Here is a 21,702-nt window from a genome sequence, read left to right on the forward strand (position 1 = left end):
TTCCTGCCGCCATCAAAATTAAATGGGCAGCTTTGGCAGCGGTTTTAGATAATAGAAAAAGCGGGATGAACCCGCTTTTTTCTCCTGATACGAACTAGCGACGCAGACCAAGACGATTGATCAGTTCGCGATAACGTGTAACATCCAGCTCGCGCAGGTAGCCCAACAGGTTGCGGCGTTGACCTACCATTTTCAAAAGACCACGACGGCTGTGGTGATCTTTTTTGTGCGTACGCAAATGCTCGTTCAGATTGTTAATGTTTTCTGTCAGGATAGCGATCTGAACTTCCGGAGAACCGGTGTCATTTTCATGAGTGCGGAACTCTTGGATCAGCTGTGCTTTACGTTCTTGAGACAATGCCATCTTGACTCACCTCCTACATTTTATCCCCGTCAGCCGAGTTTGCCGTCGGTGAGAATCGGACAACCAAGCTGCGGTTTTTCTGCAACGTTATGAATTATAGCATACAGGCCCGCTAAAAGCAAAGACGAATCATGCATTTCCCTCAGCGAATTTTTCCTTGGCGACCTGTACATCCTGCTGGATTTGCGCGATCAGGGCTTCAACCCCAGAGAATTTTTGTTCATCCCGAATGAAGAACAAAAATTCTACTTCTACTTTTTCCCCGTAGATTTCGCGTTTGAAGTCAAAAATGTGCACTTCCAACGATTTTTCTTTCTTCTCCAATTCAAATGTCGGCTTGATCCCGACATTCATGACACCTTGATATACTTGTCCGCCAACGGTAAACCGGACACCGTACACTCCGTTCTTGCCGATCAGATAAGGACTTGAGACGCGTACGTTCGCCGTCGGAAAACCGATGGTACGCCCGCGTTTATCCCCGTGTACCACTTCACCGCTGATTTTGTAAGGACGTCCCAGCAAGTGCCGGGTCTGTTCCACATCTCCATGGTGCAGGTATTCGCGAATGACCGTACTGCTAACTTTTTCGCCTAGGCGGTTGACCGGGCCAACGATGTCTACGCCGTATCTGCCTCTGGCAAGCTCCTGCAGAGTCTGGGCCGTTCCCATCCCCCGGTGACCGAATGTGTAGTCAAAGCCGACAACGACATGACGGCACCCCAATGGCAGCAAGCATTCTTCGATAAAGTCCTCGGGATAGACAGCCGCGAAGGAAATGTCAAAGCGAATGACGTACGCCAGGTCGACGCCCATCTTCTCGAGCTGCTCCAGCTTTTCCGGGAGGGGGGTAAGATACTGGCTGTACCCGGTTTGTCCCAGCACTTCCCGCGGATGCGGATCGAATGTCATCACAGCGCTTTTCCATCCATTTGCCTTGGCTGTGTCAATCGCTTTCTGGATTACCCGCCTGTGACCGATATGTACACCGTCAAAATACCCCAGAGCGACCGCGCAGGGGACAGGTAGCAAATCTTTTGGCAAAGGATAAGTCAAGGATATCGTTTTCACGGTTACACCTCAGGAGGAAAGACTTTTTCAGCCTTTGCAAAAAGGCCCTTGGGTCCAAGGCAGACGCGATGGATTCCCAGAAGCTGTTCTCCCGAAAAAAGACAGATCAGCGTACCTTCTTTAGCCGCAAGACCCGGGAGAGCGGTCGACAGTCCGTTCAGCACCGCTTTTTTTCGGTCGGGGGCGATTTCATACCGCGGTAGGAACGACAGCGCATGGGAGATCGGAATAACGTGCTTCGTTATATCCTCACCTGTCTGGACTGCTTCTTCCAGCCGCTCAAGCGGTATCGCTTCCTTTTCCAAAAACGGACCGCTTTTGACTCGCCGCAACTGCTTCATATGGGCAGGATACCCCAGAGCACGCCCAAGGTCAACACATAAAGTGCGGACATACGTTCCTTTTGAGCATGTGCAGGAAAAGGAAACGTCCACAAACTCGCCGTCCGTTTTTACCTGGTGAAAATCCAGCTCGTAAATGGTTACCTTCCTCGCGTTCCGTTCAATCACAATTCCTTCGCGTGCAAGGTCGTACAGACGTTTCCCGTTTACCTTTACAGCGGAGTACATCGGCGGGATCTGCTCGATTTCACCCAAAAACTGCCGGAACGCTTCCTCGATTTTCTGCTGTGTAACGTCATGCGGGTCGACCTGCTTGTGCTCGACTATTTCACCGCCAGCATCCTCGGTCGTTGTCGAGGAGCCGAGCCGCATGATGACGTCATAGCGTTTCGGCAGCTCCTGCAAATACTCCACCAGCCGCGTCGCGTTGCCGATACAAATCGGCAAGACACCGGTCACTTCCGGGTCCAGTGTACCCGTATGACCGACTTTCTTGGTTCCAAACATCCGGCGTACCCGTGCCACACAGTCATGGGAGGTCATGCCAGCCGGTTTATCGATCACCACGACACCGTGGACCTTACTCATTGTCCTTCACTCCCATGACTTCCCCCAGCAGGGCCAAGACTCGATCGCGAACCTCGTCCAATGATCCGTGAAGCGTACATCCCGCCGCTTTGGCGTGGCCTCCTCCACCGAGCTGCTTGGCTATCTCGGCTACATTGACGTAGCTGCGCGCCCGCAAGCTCACCTTGACCACATTCGGCTCCGCTTCCACGAAGGAAATGCCGACTTCGACACCCTCGATGTTGCGGCAGTAATTCACAAGGCCGCCTGCGTCTTCGCGGTCGGCATTCGCCTCGGCCAGATCCTGTCTGCTGACGCAAACAGAGGCAACCTGGTTCTGGAATGACAGCTTCAGACTGCCCAACGCTTGGCGCAAAATGTTCACATGCCCGAGTGTAATCACTTCGAGGCAACGCTCAGCGACCTCGCCCGGATTAACGCCATATTTGAGCAGACTGGCGGCACTCTCCATCACATGCGGCGTGGTGTTGGAATAGCGAAATCCCCCTGTATCGGTCAAGAGGCCGGTATAGAGGCATAGCGCCAAATCCGCTTGAAACGGCAAATGGCCGGCTACAGCCAGATCGTACAGGATTTCCGCAGTCGCAGCGGCATCGGTCCGGATCACATTGCATGTGCCGAATTCGTCGTTGGTCGGATGATGATCGATGTTTAACAGTTGCACATCCTGAGCAAAGAGATGCTCGACATTGCCCATGCGAGAGCGGTCCGCGCAATCGACAGCAATCACCGCCGAGAAAGACTCCTCCAGCGGTGACTGCGATACATTGCGAATCTGTTCAAATCCGGGCAAAAAGGAAAATCTGGCCGGTGTCTCGCCTTCGTTGATGACTACAAAGGTTTTGCCGAGATCACGCAGCATCTGGGCGACGGCCAACGCAGAGCCCGTGGCGTCCCCGTCCGGATTGACGTGGGAAAGAACCAGAAAACGGTCATGCTTCTTCATGAAGCTGACCGCTTCCTCCAAGGAACGGTTGTAATTACTCATCCTGTTTGTCCCCTTTTTCTCCATCCGTGGAGATTTCACGCAGGATGGTTTCAATTTTGCTGCCATAATCAATCGATTCATCCAATTTAAATACAAAATCCGGTATATGACGGAGCTTTACCCGTCTTCCGATCTCTGTGCGCAGGTAGCCCTTCGCTTTTTGCAACCCAGCCAGAGAGTCTCTCCGTTGTTCTTCGCTGCCAAAAATGCTGACGTATACTTTCGCAAGCTGCAGGTCGCTTGTCACCTCTACATCCGTAACGGTCACAAACCCGATGCGAGGGTCCTTCAAACCGCGCTGCAAAACGATGCTCAGCTCTTTTTTGATCTCTTCGCCAACCCGGCTCATCCGTGTCTTGTTCATATTTATCACCTCCGCTGGCTTCCTACTCGTAGTATTCCGTATCGGCTTGGATCAACTCCACACCGGGATGGTTTTCCACCAGCCGTATCATCGCTTGCATCTGATTTGCCAAAAAGGACATTTCATTGGCAACGGCAGCGATACCAATTTCGGCACGCTGCCACTGCTCCTGATAGGCCAGCTCTGCCGCGGAGACATGGAATCTGCTCCGCAGTTTTCCCAGAACGCTTTTGACAATGGCCCTTTTCTCTTTCAGATTTTGGCAGGCAGGCAGAAACAATTGAATCCGCGCACCCGCAATCATTATTGTTTTACTTCTTCCATGACGAAGGCTTCGATCACATCGCCAACCTTGATGTCATGGTAGCGCTCCAGCGTAAGTCCGCACTCGTAGCCTGCGGCAACTTCTTTGGCGTCATCCTTGAAGCGTTTCAGCGTATCCAGCTTTCCTTCGTAGATCACGACGCCTTCGCGGATCAGACGAGCACCGGCATCGCGGGTCAGCTTGCCCTCTGTAACATAGCAGCCTGCGATGTTGCCCACTTTGGACACTTTAAATACCTCGCGAATTTCTGCCTGGCCGATGATGGACTCTTTATAGACAGGGTCCAGCATGCCTTTCAGTGCTTGTTCAATTTCTTCAATCACGGTGTAAATAACCCGATGCAGTCGAATATCAATGCTCTCCTGCTCAGCCATGCTCCGCGCGTTTGGTTCCGGACGTACGTTGAAGCCGATCACAATCGCATTGGAGGCATTTGCCAGCGTAATATCGGATTCCGTAATCGCACCTACGCCTGTGTGAATGATTTTTACACGCGTTCCGTTGACATCGATTTTTTCCAGAGAGCCGCGAAGAGCCTCGACAGAACCTTGAACGTCAGCCTTGACGATCAGGTTGAGCTCCTTGATGTCGCCCTCTTGAATGTGCTGAAACAGATCGTCTAAAGATACGCGAGTGTTTGCGCGGCGCTCGGATTCACGCTGCTTGGAAGCACGGGCTTCCCCGATTGCACGCGCTTTTTTCTCATCTTCAAAGACCATGAACTGGTCCCCGGCTTGCGGCACGTCGTTCAGACCGGTAATTTCTACAGGCGTGCTCGGTCCAGCTTCCTTCATGCGGCGTCCTTTGTCATTTACCATGGCACGAACGCGTCCAAAGGCGGAACCGACGACAATCGGATCTCCGACTTTCAGGGTACCGTGTTGAACGAGGACAGTCGCTACAGGTCCGCGTCCCTTATCCAGTTCGGCTTCCACGACGGTACCGCGGGCCCGCTTGTTTGGATTGGCCTTCAGCTCTTGCACTTCGGAAACGAGCAGAATGTACTCGAGCAGCTCTTCGATACCTTGGCGCTGCTTAGCGGAAATTGGAGAAAAGATCGTATCTCCGCCCCATTCTTCTGCTACCAGCTCATACTCGGTCAGCTCTTGCTTGATTCGGTCGATATTGGCTTCCGGTTTGTCGACCTTGTTTACGGCGACGATAATCGGAACCTTTGCTGCCTTGGCATGACTGATCGCTTCAATGGTTTGCGGTTTTACGCCGTCGTCTGCAGCAACTACCAGAATGGTAATGTCCGTAATTTGCGCACCGCGCGCACGCATGGTCGTAAAGGCTGCATGGCCAGGCGTGTCGAGGAAGGTAATCTTCTTGCCTTTAATCTCGACCTGATATGCACCGATGTGCTGCGTGATGCCTCCTGCTTCGCCTGCCACTACGTTCGTGGAGCGGATGGCATCAAGCAGTGTCGTTTTTCCGTGGTCAACGTGACCCATGATCGTAACGACCGGCGGACGCTCCACCATATCTGCCGGATTGTCCACTTCTTCGATCGTTTCAAAGTTGGTTTCGTCGATGACGATTTTTTCTTCGACTTCCACATTGTATTCCGAACAGATCAATTCGATGGCATCGCGATCGAGATCCTGGTTAATCGTAGCCATGATGCCCAAATTAAACAACTTTTTGATGATTTCCGCCGGTTCCTTGCGAAGCTTCTTCGCCAGCTCTCCTACGGTCAAAGATTCAGTGAACGTAATTTTGCTAGGTGGCTCGAGAACAGGACGCTGTTGCTGCTGTTCGCGCTGGCCGCCATGCCTGCGGTTGTCCTGGCGTTTGTTTCCGCCTTTGAACGGCTGGCTCTTCTTGTTGTCTTCAAAGGTTTTCTTTGGTCCTGGGGCTTTTTTGATTTTTTCCCGTTTTTCCAAGCTTACCTTGTTCGGGATATTTACCTTTTCTTCAAAATCCTCGCCCGTGCGTACATCATCTTTTTCGTTCACCGTTGGCTCTTGCTGGTTGACTGGTTTGCGATCAAGCGGTTTCCCTGGTTGACTTCTCATATCGTTTGGTTTTCTCTCCTGATTCTTCCCCTGATTTTTTCCGTGCTGTGGACGTGATTGGTCTGGTCGTTGTCCACCTGGTCGGCTGCCAGTTTGATTTCCCGGACGGTCATTGCGGCGATGCTGCTGTTGCTGTTGATTCGACTGTCCGGTTCGTTGTGTTTGTCCTTTGGATTCATCCCGTTTCTTCTCTTCCGTCTTAGCGGGCTTTGCCTCCCGCTGTCCGGAAGAACGTTGCTGCTCTTGTTGTTTCCCGCTTCCCGAACGCAATTTGGCCAAATGCTCTTCAATCTTTTTGACCATCGGTTCGTCCATGATACTCATATGATTTGCAACTTCTATATTTAATCTCTTTAGCAAATTGAGGATTTCCTTGCTGCTCATGTTGTGCTGCTTCGCATATTCATACACGCGTGTCTTCATGAGATCACCCCTTCTGAATTAGGTGAGCAGACGCTGTATACTTTCCGCCAGTTTTCCGTCTGTTACGGCAATCGTTACACGCTCATCCTTGCCGATTGCACGGCCAAGCTCATAGCGGTCTGTTGCTGATACACACGGCACACCATAATGGGCGCACTTGTCCTGCACTTTTTTGGATGTATTGGCAGAGGCATCGGCAGCGAGAAGCACCAGTTTGGCTTTTCCGTTCCGAACGGCCTCGACGACCAATCCTTCTCCGGTAATGACCTTGCGGGCCCGCATCGCCAATCCCAACATTTGCGCTGCCTTGGGGATCATTGTCCCATCATCTCCAGCCATTTTTCACGAAACGCATCGTACTGTTCCTGGGTGACAGACATGTTGAGGGCTCGTTCCAACACTTTTTTCCATTTACCTGCTGCAAATGTATCCGGCTTCAGGCAGCTCTCCTGACGGCAAACATACGCCCCGCGTCCTGCCGCCTTTCCGGTCGGATCAATAATGATCTCTTCCTGCGGCGTACGTACGACACGTACCAGTTCTTTTTTTGGAAACATTTCCTGACAAACGATGCACTTTCGCAAAGGGATTTTCTTTTGCTTCATGGTTATACCCAATCCGCCCCCTCATCGCCTTCCTCCGCTTTCGGATAGACGATGCCTTCTTGGTCTGCCTGAGATTCGCTCTTGATGTCGATTTTCCAGCCAGTCAGTTTGGCGGCGAGACGAGCGTTTTGTCCGCGTTTTCCGATGGCAAGCGAAAGCTGATAATCAGGAACGATCACCCGTGTTACTTTTTCCGCCGCGTTCACTTCTACATGGAGCACCTTTGCCGGGCTCAGCGAGTTGGCCACGTATTCAGCCGGGTCCTCCGACCAGCGGACAATATCAATTTTTTCGCCCTTCAATTCGTTCACGATTGTCTGAACGCGAAGACCTTTCGGGCCTACGCAAGCGCCGACCGGATCGACGTCAGGATTGATGGAATGAACGGCAATTTTGGAACGGTCTCCCGCCTCGCGGGCAACCGACTTGATCTCAACCACACCGTCGTAGATTTCCGGCACTTCCAGCTCGAACAGACGCTTGAGCAGACCTGGATGTGTACGGGACACGACGATTTGCGGTCCTTTTGTGGTCTTTTCTACCTTGATAATGTATGCCTTTACCCGATCCTGGGATTTAAAATCGTCAGTCGGCATTTTTTCCGTAATCGGCATGACCGCTTCCGCTTTTCCCAGGTCAATGTAGTAGTTGCGTTGGTCCATACGCTGCACAACACCAGTCACGATGTCGTCTTCGCGTTCGATGAACTCGCTGTAAATCAAGCCGCGCTCTGCTTCGCGGATGCGTTGGGTAACCACCTGCTTCGCCGTTTGCGCAGCGATGCGTCCAAAATCCCGCGGGGTTACCTCGATTTCGACGATGTCATCCAGGCGGAAATTGGGGTCGATCTCCTGTGATGCCTCCAAGGAAATCTCCAAGCGCGGGTCAAGCACTTCCTCCACAACGGTTTTGCGCGCAAAAACCCGAACCTGCCCCGAGTGACGATTGACGTCGACACGTACGTTTTGGGCAGAATTAAAATTTCGTTTGTATCCCGAAATGAGAGCAGCTTCAATTGCCTCAATCAGTATATCTTTGGAGATTCCCTTTTCTCTCTCAATGGCTTCCAATGCCTCGATAAAATCGGCGTTCATGATTTTCGTTGCCTCCTCCTTTACCCACAGACCACAGTATTAAAAGACAATCGCCATTCGGGCTGTGTCAATTTGCTCCAGTGCAATGACTTGCGTTTTTTTCTGCTCTTTCACTGTCAGCTTACCATCTTCAAAGGAAATCAGCTCGCCTTCGAAAGTGCTTTCGCCTTCGATCGGCTCCTTTGTCGTGATATGTACGTGCCTGCCAACAGCTTTGCGAAAATCGCTTTCTTTTCGCAGAGGACGCTCTGCTCCCGGTGAAGATACTTCCAGGAAGTATGCGGTCGGGATCGGGTCCACTTCGTCCAGCCGCTGGCTTAGCCGCTCGCTGACAAGGCCGCAGTCATCGATGTCGATGCTTCCTGTTTCATTGTCGATGAACACGCGCAGAAACCAGTTGCTGCCTTCTTTTTTGTACTCGATGTCAACCAGTTCCAGACCCAGCTCGTCGAGAATGGGAGTTACCAGGTCGGTGACGATGTCTGTTACCTTGCTCAAGCAAGTACCTCCTTGTCAAATGAAGCATTAAGTTCAGCCAGAAAGAAAGAGTGGGTTTCCCCACTCTCGATCTGCGTTCGTAATAACCAGTATTTCCAAAAAAATTATAGCATAACAGCCCTTTGTTGACAACCGCGGCTATGAAACCTGTCCGAACCGGCTTGGGAAGGTCGCCAAACCCTCTCCTATTTTTTAGAACAGGGAGAGCTGATTGGATTCTGGCAATCCCTGAAGCGCTCCTTGTTCTTCCAAATATTCCAGAATGGTTTTGGAAATGCGGGAGCGGGTGAGCAGGTCCTCTTTGGACAGAAACTCCCCTTCCTCTCTGGCTTTTACGATCCCGATAGCGGCGTTCGTACCAAGCCCAGGCAAGGCATTGAAAGGCGCGATCAGCTTGTCGCCGTCAATGAGGAACTTGGTGGCATCCGAGCGGTACAAGTCCACATTGGCAAATTTGAAACCGCGTTCTACCATTTCGAGAGCCATCTCCAAAACAGTCAAGAGCGACTTTTCTTTCGGCTGTGCGTCATGCCCTTTGCCCTCGATCTCTTCGATCTTTTGGCGAATCGCCGAGGAACCTTTTACCATCAACGGAATGTCGAAGTCGTCAGCGCGTACCGTAAAGTACGTCGCGTAGAATTCAAGCGGGCGATGCACCTTGAAATAGGCGATGCGGACAGCCATCATGACGTAAGCGGTCGCATGCGCTTTCGGGAACATGTACTTGATCTTTTGACAAGATTGAATATACCATTCAGGCACATTGTTCTTGCGCATCTCTTCCTGATCTTCCTCGGGAACCCCTTTTCCTTTACGGACCGACTCCATGATTTTAAAGGCCCGGGATGGCTCAAGACCTTTGTAGATCAAATAAACCATGATATCGTCCCGGCAACCAATAACTTCCGGCAGTCTGCACGTTCCGCTGCGAATCAGGTCCTGGGCGTTGTTCAGCCAGACGTCGGTTCCGTGTGAAAGACCGGAAATCTGCACAAGCTCGGCGAAGGTCGTCGGCTTCGTATCCTCAAGCATCTGCCGGACAAACTTCGTACCGAACTCCGGAATACCGAGTGTCCCCATGTTCGTGCGAATCTGCTCCGGCGTTACATTCAACGCTTCTGTCGAGCTAAAAATCGACATCGTCGCTTTGTCATCCAGCGGAATGGTTTTTGGATCGATTCCGGTCAAGTCCTGAAGCATCCGAATAACGGTCGGGTCATCGTGTCCAAGAATGTCGAGCTTCAGCAGGTTGTCATGGATGGAGTGGAAGTCAAAATGCGTCGTTCTCCACTCGGACTCGTTGTCATCCGCCGGAAACTGAATCGGGCAAAAATCCTCGATCTCCATATAGGACGGTACGACGATAATCCCTCCCGGGTGCTGGCCGGTCGTCCGTTTTACCCCGGTACATCCGTTTACCAGTCGCGCAATCTCTGCATTTCTGAGAGTCATTCCTCGCTCATCCGCATATTTGCGGACATAGCCGTACGCTGTTTTTTCCGCAACCGTGCCGATCGTACCCGCACGGTACACATAGTCCACACCGAACAGCTCTTGCGTGTATTTGTGCGCCCGCGGCTGGTATTCGCCCGAAAAGTTCAAGTCAATATCGGGGACCTTGTCCCCCTTAAAGCCAAGAAACGTTTCAAACGGGATGTCCTGTCCGTCTTTTGCCAGCTTATGCCCGCAGGAGGGACATTCCTTGTCAGGCAGGTCAAAACCGGAAGCGATCGAACCGTCCGTAATAAACTCGCTGTGCTTGCACTCCGGGCAACGGTAATGCGGAGGCAGCGGATTTACCTCGGTAATGTCGGACATGGTCGCAACAAAGGATGAACCGACCGATCCCCGTGATCCGACGAGATAGCCGTCAGAGAGCGATTTGGTCACGAGTCGCTGCGAGATAAGGTAAATGACCCCAAAACCGTGCTTGATAATGCTCGTCAGCTCTTTTTCCAGCCGACTCTCAACAATTTCAGGCAGCGGATCTCCGTACAGTCTCTTGGCCTTGTCATAGCACATCTGACGGAGCTCATCATCGGCCCCTTCGATGATCGGCGTGTACAGCGAATCCGGGATCGGCGAGACCTCTTCAATACTGTCGGCAATTTCATTCGGGGCGGTGATGACCACTTCGCGGGCGATATCTTCCCCGAGGAATTGAAAAGCCTCCAGCATCTCATCGGTCGTCATCAAATACAGCGGCGGCTGGTTGCCGGCATCGTGGGAGCCCTGCGAGAGCAAGAATACATCCCGGAAAATATCATCCTGCGGGTTGAGAAAATGAACGTCCCCGGTCGCCACCACCGGTTTTCCCAGCTCTTTCCCGATTTCCACGATCATCTTGTGATAGCCTTTCATCGTTTCCAGCGAGGGAATTTCCTCATTTCTGAGCAGCGGCGCGTAATGGGCGATGGGCTGCAGTTCCAGGTAATCGTAAAAAGCTGCCACTTCTTTCAACTCTTCCCTCGATTTCCCGCGCAGAATCGACTGCATCAGCTCGCCGTCTTTGCAAGCGGTCCCTATAAGCAAGCCTTCGCGGAATTTTACGAGCTGGCTCCGCTGGATGCGCGGCACCCGGTAGAAGGTTTCCACATGGGATTTGCTGACCAGCTTGTACAAGTTTTTCAGCCCGGCTTTGTTTTTGACCAAAATGGTTGCATGAAACGGTCTTCCGCTCTTGTAATCGACTTCGGCATTGCTCCGCTCGTTGAGGTCCATGAGGCTTTGAATCCCGGCTTCTCGCATATCTTTGAGCATATACTGGAACACGTGCGCCAATGCGACAGTATCGTCCAAAGCGCGGTGAGCGTTGATCAATTCAACGTTGAAGCGTTTTGCCAGCGTACCCAGGCGGTAGTTTCGCATCCCTTTATACATCATGCGGGCCAGCGGCAGAGTGTCCAAAAACGGATTGCTCCACGGCTCCATGCCGATCCGCTTTGCGCAGGCATTGATAAAGTTCTTGTCAAACTCCGCGTTGTGGGCGACGAGCACTGCATTGCCGGCAAACTCTTTAAAGCGGGGAAGGACAACTTCCAGGGTGTCTTTTCCGCGCAGCATCTCGTTGGTAATCCCTGTGATCTCTGTCGTTTTGGGCCCGATTTCCAACTGTGGATCAATCAGCTCTGTCCATTTGTCCACAATTTCCAGACCGCGCATTTTTACGGCGGCGATCTCGATAATCGTATGTTCGGCTGCGTTCAACCCGGTTGTCTCGGTATCAAATACGACATACTCCGTCTTTTCGTCGATCGGCAAATCACTCTCCGGCGTCAAATTGTAGATGATGTCGACACCGTCCTCTACGACATACGCCTCCATGCCGAGAATGCATTTGATGTTGTTCTTTTTGGCAATGCTGTATGCCTCCGGGAAGGACTGTACAACACCGTGATCCGTTACGGCAATCGCTTTGTGTCCCCACTTGGCAGCAGTTGAAATGAGAGATTTGACCGATGCGACGGCATCAAGCGCACTCATCGGCGTGTGGCAGTGCAGCTCCACCCTTTTCTCCGGCGAAGTATCTTTCCTGCTTACCTGCTCGATTTGATTGACGTCATTGGCCATCATGACCAATTCGCGCAGGAACGTATCGTGCTGGACGCTTCCGCGAACCTTCACCCACATGCCGTCCTTGAGCGCCTCCAGCATTTTGACGTCCTCTTTGTCGCGCGAGAAGATTTTGACGGTCAACGAGTCTGTGTAGTCTGTTACGTTGAACGTCAGGAGATGTCTGCCGCTACGCAGCTCCTTGACCTCAACATTGAACACCGTACCTTGGATCACGACACGGCGTTCCTCTTCCTGTATTTCGCAGATCGGAATCGGCGCATCCTTGATGTCATAGCCGATCATCAACGTAGTGATTGCTTCCGTCTGGTCGCTTCCCTTGCTGTCCTTCTCCTGCTGGACAGCACTCATGACCACTTCGACCAGCGCACGTTCTTCTTCTTCGCGCTGTTCCACAAAGGCCTTGTACGCCTCATCGCTTTCTTCTGCAATAAAGGCAAAACGGGGAACACAGCTTGTCGCTTTTTCAAACGACGACGCCAATTCACTATCGGCCCGTTTGCGTTTGGCCATCTCTACGGCCATCTCCGTCGGCAAGTAAATTTTGACTTCCTGCTGCTCTACCTGCTTGCGCGCCGTACGCAGAGTGACTGCCAACGAATTGAGGCTTTGCTCCAAATTTGCGAGCAGTACATCCCAATATTCCTGAACGGCAAATTCTACGGATGGCTGCTCGTGATAACGGAAACGGGCGTCCACCGAAGCCAGATGCGAGAACGTTTGCTTGAGCCGCTCGGAAAACGCCTTGAAAACATCAGCCGGAAGCAAGCGAGGAAGTGTAAAATGAAAGACCCATTCCTTGTTTTGACGATACAGCTCCAATTTGTCGATATGTGCATCAAGAAAAAATCGCTCCACCCAATCAGTTGGCAGGTCCATCTGCTTAACCAACAGTGAGAAGCGATGTTTTTGTTCTTGTAACCGATTCACGGTCTCTTCCACCTCAATCTCCCGATCTTACCCGAAAATGTCTCCCTTTTTCGCAAGGAGCGAACAAAAGAAATAAAAAAGGGATACTCCCCCATCACAAGGGGGCGTACCCCGACTAATTCGACAAAATCCGTGCAAGTTCCTGCTTGATTTTAGGACTTAAAACAGTTCCGCACCTGTACTGTCCACACGGGCGAGAAGCGATTTGACAAACGATACCAGTTCGGTTCGTTTCACTTCATGCGTTTCGCCTGTCCGGCGCACCCGCACCTCCACCAGCCCCTCTTCTGAGGCCTTGTCTGAAACGGTAATGCGAAGCGGCAGTCCGATCAAATCCGCATCTTTGAATTTGACGCCGGCTCGTTCCGGACGATCATCATACAGCACTTCAACACCGGCTGCCTCCAGTGCTTCGGTAATCTCCTCGCTGATCAGTCGCTGCGCTTCGACTTTGGCGTTTACCGGAATGACATGGACGTGGAACGGCGCGATCGACACAGGCCAAATGATCCCGTGTTCATCATTGTTTTGCTCGATCGCAGCTGCCAGTGTACGAGACACGCCGATGCCGTAGCAGCCCATGATCATCGGCTGGCTTCGGCCGTTTTCATCCAGATAGGTCGCGCCGATGGCTGTAGAGTATTTCGTGCCGAGCTTAAAGACGTGCCCCACTTCCACGCCGCGGGCAAACTTGATCAAGCCGCCGCCGCGCGGGCATTCATCTCCCTCCATAATGTTCCGCAGGTCAGCATAGCGGGAGACGGTAAAATCGCGGCCAGCCTGCACATGAACGAGATGGTAGTCCTTCTCGTTGGCACCAGCTACGCCGTCGGCAACATCCTGAACAAAGTTGTCGGCGATGATCTCCAGCTTCTCCTGGTCTACACCGACTGGCCCGACAAAGCCAACAGGTGTTCCAATCGCCGCCAAAATGTCCTGCTCTGAAGCCAAGCCGACATGGGTAGCATCATACAGATTTTTCAATTTCACCTCGTTGATCTCGTGATCCCCGCGTACCAGGACCATGACCAGCTTCTCATCCACTCGGTAAACGAGACTTTTGATAATCCGGCTGGCCTCAACATCGAGAGCTTGCGTCAACTGTTCAATTGTTTTTACATCAGGCGTGTGCACCTTCTCAACCGCCGGCGTATCTCCCTTCGGCTTCGCTGCAGGCTTGTACACCACTTCCGCTTTTTCCAGATTGGCTGCATAGTCGCCATTTTCCGAATAGGCGATCGTATCTTCACCGATATCGCAAAGCGCCATAAATTCATAGGTGCCTTTTCCGCCAATCGCTCCCGCGTCAGCTTCCACTGCACGGAAGTTCAGACCTACCCTCGTGAAAATGCGTGTGTAGGCATCGTACATCGCTTGGAAATTCTTATCCAGCCCTTCCTGCGTCGTGTCGAATGAATACGCATCCTTCATGATAAACTCCCGGCTGCGGATCAGACCAAAGCGAGGGCGGACCTCGTCGCGGAACTTCGTCTGAATCTGATACAGATTGATCGGCAGTTTTTTGTAGGAGTTGATCTCGTCTCTGACCAGGCTCGTAATCACTTCTTCGTGAGTGGGGCCGAGTGCAAAAGATCGATCATGACGGTCTTTCAAGCGTACCAGCTCCGGCCCGTACACATCCCAGCGGCCGGTTTGGTGCCACAGCTCTGCCGGCTGCATGGCTGGCATAAGCAATTCCTGTCCGCCTGCCCGGTTCATTTCTTCGCGAACGATTGCCTGAATTTTTTGCAGGGTCCTGAGCGCAAGCGGCAGATAGGTATAAATGCCTGAAGCTAACTGCCGCGCCATGCCTGCACGGAGCAGCAGTTTATGACTGGCAATTTCCGCATCCGACGGGACTTCCCGCAGAGTAGGAATCAACATCTGACTTTGCTTTAACACACACGTGTCCTCCTTCACGTTGCAGAGGGTCTAGCCGACCTGGGTGGTCTTTTTCTCTTCCACGATTTCATTGATTTCTTTCATCAATTCCTCGAACAATTCCGTTTCTTTTACCTTCCGTACAATTTCGCCGTTTCGGAAGATCAGGCCTTCGCCATTACCGCCGGCAACACCTACGTCCGCTTCACGCGCTTCGCCGGGACCATTTACCGCGCATCCCATTACGGCGATTTTCAAAGGTGTTTTGAGTGTAGAAACAGCATCCTCCACCTTGGTTGCAAGTCCGATCAGATCGATCGCACAACGTCCGCAAGACGGGCAAGCGATTACGACCGGATCGTTGTTCACAATCTCAAGGCTGCGCAAAATTTGCTTGGCTACCTTGATTTCCTCAACCGGATCAGCGGTCAGCGAAACCCGGATCGTATCGCCGATACCCATTGACAGCACTGTACCGATCCCGACAGCGGATTTGATGCTACCAGAGAACTGTGTCCCGGCTTCGGTCACTCCGACGTGCAGCGGATAATTGCGCTTCTGCGCCATCAAAGAGTACGTCTGGATCATGGTCGGAACATCGGAAGACTTCAGTGAAATGACGATGTTGTCGTAATTGAGCTCTTCCAGAATGTGCACGTGATCCATTGCGCTCTCCACGATTGCTTCCGGAGATGGGTAGCCGTATTTTTCCAACAGCCGTTTTTCCACGGAACCGGAGTTCACCCCGATCCGGATCGGAACATTGCGCTCACGGCATGCTTCCACGACCGCTTTCGTCTTCTCTTTTGAACCGATATTCCCCGGATTGATGCGGATTTTGTCAATTCCGCTCTCCAGGGCGATCAGCGCCAGTTTATAGTCAAAGTGAATATCTGCCACTAGCGGGAGTGGAGAACGTTCTTTAATCGCTTTGATGGAACGGGCCGCATCCTCGTTGATAACCGCCAGACGAACAATTTGGCAGCCTGCGTCATAGAGCCGCTGAATCTGTGCCAGCGTCCCTTCTACGTCCCGCGTATCAGCGGTTGTCATCGATTGAATGACAACACTTTTTTGTCCGCCGATTTGTACGCCTCCCACAAATACCGGTTTGGTCTCCTCACGCTTGTACATAGGGCACCATCCTTTATGTTTGTCAAACAGCCTGTGAACACTGCTTTATTCTGTAAACAATCGGTGTAAATCGTTCCATGTCACAACCAAAATCAACAACATCAAAAAGGCAAACCCAAGGAAGTGTACCATCCCTTCCTTATGCGGATCAAGCGGTCTTCCCCGCAGGGCTTCGATCAGCAGGAAGGCGAGTCTGCCTCCGTCCAAAGCAGGCAAAGGAAGCAGGTTGATCAGTCCCAGGTTAATACTCAGGACAGCTGCCCATTTCATCAGGATCGCCAAGCCTTGCTGAGCAAATTCGCCGGTCATCTTAAAGATTCCGACTGGTCCGCTAAGATCGTTCAATCCCACTGAACCTGTAAAGAGCATGCCGATACTCGTCAAAATCATCGTGGTAAACTCGTATGTCGATTTTCCGCCATACTGAAGCACTTGCCCCGGAGCGTAGGTGACAGCGTTGCCCACCATGATCTTCCCGACATTCTCCTCGTTCTTGACATGGACCATGGCATTGATCATCTGTCCTCCCCGATCAACAACGATTTCCAGTTGCTTGTCCGGCGATTTGCTGACGATCTCCACCATTTCTCTCCATGTCGATACAGGCTGTCCCTGAATCGTAATAACCTTGTCTCCTGATTGCAATCCCGCCTGTGCTGCCGGTCCTCCCTGGATGATCTCGCCCAGCACGGGCTCATTTACAGGTACTCCATAAACGAGTCCGATGACGATAAACAACACGAAAGCGAGCAAAAAGTTTGCAGCAGGGCCCGCAAAGATTGCCCAGAAGCGCTGCATAACCGTCTTTCCTTTAAACTGGCGGTCCAACGGGGCGATTTGCACCTCATGACCGTCTTTTACGAGCTGGGCTTGCGGATGCACCGAAAAAGTGCGTTGTTCTCCGTCTGTTTCCAGAACGATGGACAATGCTTTCTCCAGGTCGAAATCGACAATTGTACCTGTTACCGCACCTTTGCCTTCACCATTTGGGCCATCCAGCAGGATGCGGGTTACCTTCCCCACCGGATCTCGCTCCAAGGTCACTTCCATGTGCGGCTTCAGAACGTCCAGCTCAGGGTCCTCCCCCGCCATGCGTACCATCCCGCCAATCGGCAGCAGCCGCAGTGTGTATTCTGTTTCTCCTCGCTTTACGCTAAAAATCTTTGGTCCCATTCCAAGTGCAAACTCCCGGCACAAAATGCCGGCCCGTTTTGCCAACAGAAAATGACCAAGCTCGTGCACAAAGACAAGTACACCGAACACGATGACTATCGCGAGAATTGATTCCACTGAATCCAAGTTGGGAAAAGGCAAGAGAACAGCCACCTTTCATTCCGTTTTTAACGCTTGTTAACGCCCAGACAGCTCGCAGCCTGATCGCGTGCCCACTGGTCGGCTGCCAAAATTTCTTCCAGAGAAGGATGACTCGTGCCCTGATGGGCTTCGCACGTTTGGCGAACGATCTTTTCAATCTCCAGAAATGCGATGCTTCCTCGCAAAAAGCTGTCTACAGCCACCTCATTTGCAGCGTTCAATACAGTGGGGTGAGTCCCGCCTACTCTTCCGCACTCATACGCCAATTGTAACAGAGGATAGCGGTCAAAATCCATTGGTGCAAAATGAAGCGTGCCGCTCTTCACCAGATCGAGCGGTTCCGTACCAAGCGGCATTCTTTTCGGATAGCTCAGCGCATACTGGATCGGCACGCGCATATCGGGCGTACCCAGTTGTGCCATGACAGCCCGGTCTTTGTATTCTACCATAGAGTGAATGATGCTCTCATAATGGAGAACACATTCGATCTGTTCATAAGGAAGGTCGAAGAGCCAATGAGCCTCGATGACCTCAAAGCCCTTGTTCATCATCGTCGCCGAATCGATCGTGATTTTGGAGCCCATGCTCCAGTTCGGATGATGCAAAGCCTGCTCCACAGACACATCGGCCAGCTCCTCCCGGCTCAAATGGCGAAATGACCCGCCTGAAGCTGTCAAAATGATGCGGGCGATATCCTCGCGACGCTCCCCTTGCAAACACTGAAAGATTGCCGAGTGTTCGCTGTCGACCGGAATGATCTGCACACCTCTGTCCCTGGCTGCTTTCATCACGATATGGCCAGCGCTGACAAGCGTTTCCTTGTTGGCCAAACCGATGGTCTTGCCAGCTTCTATGGCAGCGAGTGTAGGCGCAACTCCGATGCTTCCGACCACTGCCGTCATTACGAAATTGGCCTCAGCATGCTTCGCCGTCTCCTCCAATCCCGCTTCTCCGTACATAATCTCGACCCGGCTGTTCCCCAGACGTCCCTGCAATTCTTTGGCCGCTTGAGCGTTTCCTACAGAGACCAGTTCCGGCCTGAACTGTTCGATCTGTTCAGCCAGCAGTTCGATATTGGACCCGGCTGCCATCGCGACTACGCTAAACTCCTCCGGATGTTGAGACACCACGTCGAGCGTGCTTTTGCCGATGGAGCCTGTTGAGCCCAAGAGCGATATTCGTTTCAAACGCTTCACCCTCTATATACTTTCTATATGGCTTTTCCCGTTAGACAATGCCCAGCAAATGCAAAACCGGAAAGACAAGAATCATGCTGTCAAAACGGTCAAGAACTCCCCCGTGTCCAGGGATGATTTGTCCTGAATCTTTTACTTCAAAATGACGTTTGATCGCGGACTCAACCAAATCGCCAAGCTGACCCGCAATCCCACTGACGAGGGCAATGATCAGCGCCTTGTCCAAAGAGATTCCGCCAATCCATACGTTTACTGCCATAACGACAAGAACAGCCGCAAGCAAGCCGCCTGCGGCTCCCTCAATCGTTTTGTTCGGACTAATTGCAGGCCAAAGCTTCCGCTTGCCGATGGCTTTTCCCATGAAATACGCTCCTGAATCTGTTGCCCATATTCCCAGGATAACGAGAACTGTAAGCATCAGCCCTGTGTCTGGCAAATTGCGCAGCGCAGCCATATAGGCAAAGCCATAGCCTATGTATAACGCCCCCACCAATGCAAGGGCGGCGTGTTCAATGTGAAACTGATTTTTCCGAAAGACCGCGTACAAAAGCAAAAGAAGGGTTACGGGCAGTACCAGATCAGGCAGTATGACTCCTGTCTCTTTCGTAAAGGAAAGAGACGGCCACAACAGGCTGATCATGAGCAGATACGCCAGTACCCCTGCCACACTCAGCGGTTGAACCTTTGCCATCCGCAAAAATTCAAAAAGGCCTATAACGGCCAAGAAAAATACGAGCAACGAGAACCAATGGTCCCCTAAATAAACCAATAACAAAAAGCCTGCCCCACCAATGAGGCCTGTAATGATCCGCTGCTTCAACTGATTCCACCTCTCGGCTTATACCGCTCCGTAGCGACGAGCTCTGCCCTGGTATTCAGCAATCGCTTGATATAAATGTTCCCTGGTAAAATCGGGCCAAAGCACATCGGTGAACCACAATTCCGTGTAGGCCAGCTGCCACAACATAAAGTTGCTCAAACGAAGTTCTCCACTGGTGCGTATCAACAGGTCTGGATCTGGGATGTCACTCGTGTACAAATGTCGGGAAATCATCTCTTCGTCCAATTGTTCCAGGTCGATCTCACCCGCTTGCAAACGGGTACCTATATCTTTTACTGCTAAGGCAATTTCCTTTCGTCCCCCGTAATTAAGGGCAAAAATCAACTGCAGCCCCGTGTTTTGCTTCGTCCGCTCCTCCGCTGTTTCCAGCGCTTTCAGCGTATGTGCAGGCAATTCGTCTTTGCTGCCGACCATTCGAATCTGAACGTTGCGTTCGATCAATTCTTCCAATTCTGTCGACAAAAATTCCTGCGGCAGTTTCATCAAAAAGTCTACTTCTTCTCTGGGTCGCTTCCAGTTCTCGGTAGAAAATGCATACATGGTTAAATACTTGACGCCAATTTCATCGGATGCTTTGACGATCTCTTTTACCGTCTTCATCCCTGCCCTGTGTCCGGCAATCCTGGGAAGATTCCGCATTTTGGCCCAGCGTCCGTTCCCGTCCATAATTACGGCCAAGTGGTTCGGGACTGGTCCGGAGCTGTCAAACTCTACGGATGACCCCTGTTTTTCTTTTCGAGTCAACTTGCGCGCGAGATGTTCTAACATAAAGTGTTCCCCCAAAATGAGAGATATAGACATTCATCCCCCTCAGATGAGGGGGATCATGCATTAAACTTCCAGAATGTCCTTTTCCTTTTCCTTGACGATCTTATCGACTTCAGCGATGTACTTGTCAGTCGCCTTTTGAATCGTCTCCTGATGGCGGCGGGACTCATCTTCTGATATCGTTCCGCCCTTTTCCAGCTTTTTGATGTCATCGTTGGCATCGCGGCGGATGTTCCGAATCGCTACTTTCGCTTCTTCCCCGCTCTTGTTCGCTACCTTGACCAATTCCTTGCGGCGCTCTTCTGTAAGCGGCGGGATCACAATGCGAATGATTGTCCCGTCGTTGGAAGGAGTCAAACCGAGGTCGGATTGCTGAATCGCTCTGTCGATTTCCTTTAAGGAAGACTTATCCCATGGCTGGATGGTCAGCATGCGCGGTTCCGGCACACTGATATTAGCCAATTGGCTGATCGGTGTCGGTGTTCCGTAGTAATCCACCACAATCTTATCCAAAATGGCCGGGTTTGCACGACCCGCACGCAGGCTGGCAAGATCTTTTTTTAGTGTGCTGATGGCTTTGCTCATACGTTCTTCCATATCTTTCAATACGGTTTGCGGCATGTATTATTCCCCCTTAACCAATGTTCCGATCTTTTCACCCATAACGGCGCGACGAATATTGCCTTCTTCAGAAATATTAAAGACAATCAATGTAATGTCATTATCCATGCAGAGGCTCGATGCCGTGGAATCCATTACGCCCAGACCCTTGCTTAACACTTCGAGGAACGTGAGCTTGTCGTACTTCACTGCTGTTGGGTCAATGCTCGGATCAGCGGAATAGACACCGTCTACTTTGTTTTTAGCCATCAGAATGACTTCAGCTTCGATTTCGGCGGCCCGCAACGCAGCCGTCGTATCTGTGGAAAAATAGGGATTCCCCGTACCTGCGGCAAATATGACCACTCGTTGTTTCTCCAGATGGCGTATTGCCCTGCGGCGTATGTATGGTTCGGCTACTTGCCTCATTTCGATGGACGTTTGTACACGAGTCGGGACGTTCACTTTTTCTAATCCATCCTGCAGAGCGAGCGAGTTCATAATGGTTGCAAGCATCCCCATGTAATCGGCTGTGGCCCGATCCATGCCTTTGGAGCTGCCTGAGAGTCCGCGCCAGATATTTCCACCACCGACAACAACTGCAACTTGTACTCCCAATTCTACAATTTCCTTAATCTGGTTGGCGATGGAGAAAATCACCTTCGGGTCAATCCCGTACCCGATGTCTCCCGCCAGAGCTTCCCCACTCAACTTTAACACAACCCGTTTATAGGCAGGAAGTGGCATGTGAAACGGCCTCCATTCATGAAACATTCTCTGTGCTTT

Annotated in this window: 20 protein-coding genes; all 20 read right to left on the reverse strand. The window is 51.7% G+C overall.

What is annotated here, in order from left to right; translation table 11 throughout:
* Positions 1-94 precede the first annotated feature (94 nt).
* The 20 genes from rpsO to pyrH all read right to left on the reverse strand — a co-directional run bounded on the left by rpsO (position 95) and on the right by pyrH (position 21,663).
* On the reverse strand, positions 95-364 hold the full coding sequence (rpsO, locus tag NST96_RS15775) for a 30S ribosomal protein S15 (protein ID WP_003385834.1): 270 nt from the start codon (positions 362-364) through the stop codon (positions 95-97).
* 129 nt (positions 365-493) lie between these two features.
* The gene (locus NST96_RS15780; RefSeq protein WP_003385836.1) at positions 494-1,435 is read right to left on the reverse strand and encodes a bifunctional riboflavin kinase/FAD synthetase; all 942 of its coding nucleotides are present in this window, start codon (positions 1,433-1,435) and stop codon (positions 494-496) included.
* Positions 1,436-1,437: 2 nt separating this feature from the next.
* The gene (truB, locus tag NST96_RS15785; RefSeq protein ID WP_003385838.1) at positions 1,438-2,364 is read right to left on the reverse strand and encodes a tRNA pseudouridine(55) synthase TruB; all 927 of its coding nucleotides are present in this window, start codon (positions 2,362-2,364) and stop codon (positions 1,438-1,440) included.
* Complete coding sequence (locus NST96_RS15790) at positions 2,357-3,352, reverse strand: bifunctional oligoribonuclease/PAP phosphatase NrnA (RefSeq protein ID WP_031932903.1); 996 nt, start codon at positions 3,350-3,352, stop codon at positions 2,357-2,359. The genes truB and NST96_RS15790 overlap by 8 nt, the downstream gene beginning before the upstream one ends.
* A complete protein-coding gene (gene rbfA / locus NST96_RS15795; protein ID WP_003385841.1) occupies positions 3,345-3,716 on the reverse strand; it encodes a 30S ribosome-binding factor RbfA in 372 nt (123 codons plus the stop codon). The genes NST96_RS15790 and rbfA overlap by 8 nt, the downstream gene beginning before the upstream one ends.
* A gap of 22 nt (positions 3,717-3,738) precedes the next feature.
* Positions 3,739-4,020: a DUF503 domain-containing protein gene (locus NST96_RS15800; protein WP_003385842.1), complete on the reverse strand. Its 282-nt coding sequence runs from the start codon at positions 4,018-4,020 to the stop codon at positions 3,739-3,741.
* Positions 4,020-6,482, reverse strand: a complete 2,463-nt coding sequence (infB, locus tag NST96_RS15805; protein ID WP_003385843.1) for a translation initiation factor IF-2 — start codon at positions 6,480-6,482, stop codon at positions 4,020-4,022. The genes NST96_RS15800 and infB overlap by 1 nt, the downstream gene beginning before the upstream one ends.
* 18 nt (positions 6,483-6,500) lie before the next feature.
* A complete protein-coding gene (locus NST96_RS15810) occupies positions 6,501-6,800 on the reverse strand; it encodes a YlxQ family RNA-binding protein (protein WP_003385844.1) in 300 nt (99 codons plus the stop codon).
* Entirely contained in the window at positions 6,797-7,087 is a 291-nt protein-coding gene (locus NST96_RS15815; protein ID WP_003385845.1) for a YlxR family protein, read from the reverse strand. The genes NST96_RS15810 and NST96_RS15815 overlap by 4 nt, the downstream gene beginning before the upstream one ends.
* A 2-nt stretch (positions 7,088-7,089) precedes the next feature.
* Positions 7,090-8,181 carry a transcription termination factor NusA gene (gene nusA / locus NST96_RS15820; RefSeq protein WP_003385846.1) on the reverse strand — a complete coding sequence of 364 codons (1,092 nt, stop codon included), beginning with the start codon at positions 8,179-8,181 and terminating at the stop codon, positions 7,090-7,092.
* A gap of 39 nt (positions 8,182-8,220) precedes the next feature.
* Positions 8,221-8,679 (reverse strand): ribosome maturation factor RimP, encoded by a 459-nt coding sequence (rimP, locus tag NST96_RS15825; protein ID WP_003385847.1) that lies wholly within the window; start codon positions 8,677-8,679, stop codon positions 8,221-8,223.
* A 192-nt stretch (positions 8,680-8,871) separates the two neighbouring features.
* The gene (locus NST96_RS15830) at positions 8,872-13,182 is read right to left on the reverse strand and encodes a PolC-type DNA polymerase III (RefSeq protein WP_031932904.1); all 4,311 of its coding nucleotides are present in this window, start codon (positions 13,180-13,182) and stop codon (positions 8,872-8,874) included.
* Positions 13,183-13,341: 159 nt separating this feature from the next.
* The gene (locus NST96_RS15835; protein ID WP_024983829.1) at positions 13,342-15,084 is read right to left on the reverse strand and encodes a proline--tRNA ligase; all 1,743 of its coding nucleotides are present in this window, start codon (positions 15,082-15,084) and stop codon (positions 13,342-13,344) included.
* 30 nt (positions 15,085-15,114) lie between these two features.
* Entirely contained in the window at positions 15,115-16,197 is a 1,083-nt protein-coding gene (ispG, locus tag NST96_RS15840) for a flavodoxin-dependent (E)-4-hydroxy-3-methylbut-2-enyl-diphosphate synthase (RefSeq protein WP_003385851.1), read from the reverse strand.
* A 45-nt stretch (positions 16,198-16,242) separates the two neighbouring features.
* The gene (gene rseP, locus NST96_RS15845) at positions 16,243-17,511 is read right to left on the reverse strand and encodes an RIP metalloprotease RseP (protein WP_039071274.1); all 1,269 of its coding nucleotides are present in this window, start codon (positions 17,509-17,511) and stop codon (positions 16,243-16,245) included.
* 26 nt (positions 17,512-17,537) lie between these two features.
* Entirely contained in the window at positions 17,538-18,698 is a 1,161-nt protein-coding gene (locus tag NST96_RS15850; protein ID WP_122957627.1) for a 1-deoxy-D-xylulose-5-phosphate reductoisomerase, read from the reverse strand.
* A gap of 40 nt (positions 18,699-18,738) precedes the next feature.
* A complete protein-coding gene (locus NST96_RS15855; protein WP_003385854.1) occupies positions 18,739-19,527 on the reverse strand; it encodes a phosphatidate cytidylyltransferase in 789 nt (262 codons plus the stop codon).
* A gap of 18 nt (positions 19,528-19,545) precedes the next feature.
* Positions 19,546-20,316 (reverse strand): isoprenyl transferase, encoded by a 771-nt coding sequence (locus NST96_RS15860; protein WP_003385855.1) that lies wholly within the window; start codon positions 20,314-20,316, stop codon positions 19,546-19,548.
* Positions 20,317-20,379: 63 nt separating this feature from the next.
* Positions 20,380-20,937, reverse strand: coding sequence for a ribosome recycling factor (gene frr / locus NST96_RS15865; RefSeq protein ID WP_003385856.1), 558 nt, complete (start codon positions 20,935-20,937; stop codon positions 20,380-20,382).
* Positions 20,938-20,940: 3 nt separating this feature from the next.
* Positions 20,941-21,663: a UMP kinase gene (gene pyrH / locus NST96_RS15870; RefSeq protein ID WP_003385857.1), complete on the reverse strand. Its 723-nt coding sequence runs from the start codon at positions 21,661-21,663 to the stop codon at positions 20,941-20,943.
* Between the last annotated feature and the right edge of the window lie 39 nt (positions 21,664-21,702).

Source organism: Brevibacillus sp. FSL K6-2834, from assembly GCF_038592925.1.
Taxonomy (GTDB): Bacteria; Bacillota; Bacilli; order Brevibacillales; family Brevibacillaceae; genus Brevibacillus; species Brevibacillus borstelensis.

Bases quoted from the DNA above. Each gene is read 5' to 3' on its own strand.
- rpsO (WP_003385834.1), bottom strand. From the start codon at position 364: ATGGCATTGTCTCAAGAACGTAAAGCACAGCTGATCCAAGAGTTCCGC.
- truB (WP_003385838.1), bottom strand. From the start codon at position 2,364: ATGAGTAAGGTCCACGGTGTCGTGGTGATCGATAAACCGGCTGGCATG.
- NST96_RS15790 (WP_031932903.1), bottom strand. From the start codon at position 3,352: ATGAGTAATTACAACCGTTCCTTGGAGGAAGCGGTCAGCTTCATGAAG.
- rbfA (WP_003385841.1), bottom strand. From the start codon at position 3,716: ATGAACAAGACACGGATGAGCCGGGTTGGCGAAGAGATCAAAAAAGAG.
- NST96_RS15800 (WP_003385842.1), bottom strand. From the start codon at position 4,020: ATGATTGCGGGTGCGCGGATTCAATTGTTTCTGCCTGCCTGCCAAAAT.
- infB (WP_003385843.1), bottom strand. From the start codon at position 6,482: ATGAAGACACGCGTGTATGAATATGCGAAGCAGCACAACATGAGCAGC.
- NST96_RS15810 (WP_003385844.1), bottom strand. From the start codon at position 6,800: ATGATCCCCAAGGCAGCGCAAATGTTGGGATTGGCGATGCGGGCCCGC.
- NST96_RS15815 (WP_003385845.1), bottom strand. From the start codon at position 7,087: ATGAAGCAAAAGAAAATCCCTTTGCGAAAGTGCATCGTTTGTCAGGAA.
- nusA (WP_003385846.1), bottom strand. From the start codon at position 8,181: ATGAACGCCGATTTTATCGAGGCATTGGAAGCCATTGAGAGAGAAAAG.
- ispG (WP_003385851.1), bottom strand. From the start codon at position 16,197: ATGTACAAGCGTGAGGAGACCAAACCGGTATTTGTGGGAGGCGTACAA.
- NST96_RS15860 (WP_003385855.1), bottom strand. From the start codon at position 20,316: ATGTTAGAACATCTCGCGCGCAAGTTGACTCGAAAAGAAAAACAGGGG.
- frr (WP_003385856.1), bottom strand. From the start codon at position 20,937: ATGCCGCAAACCGTATTGAAAGATATGGAAGAACGTATGAGCAAAGCC.
- pyrH (WP_003385857.1), bottom strand. From the start codon at position 21,663: ATGCCACTTCCTGCCTATAAACGGGTTGTGTTAAAGTTGAGTGGGGAA.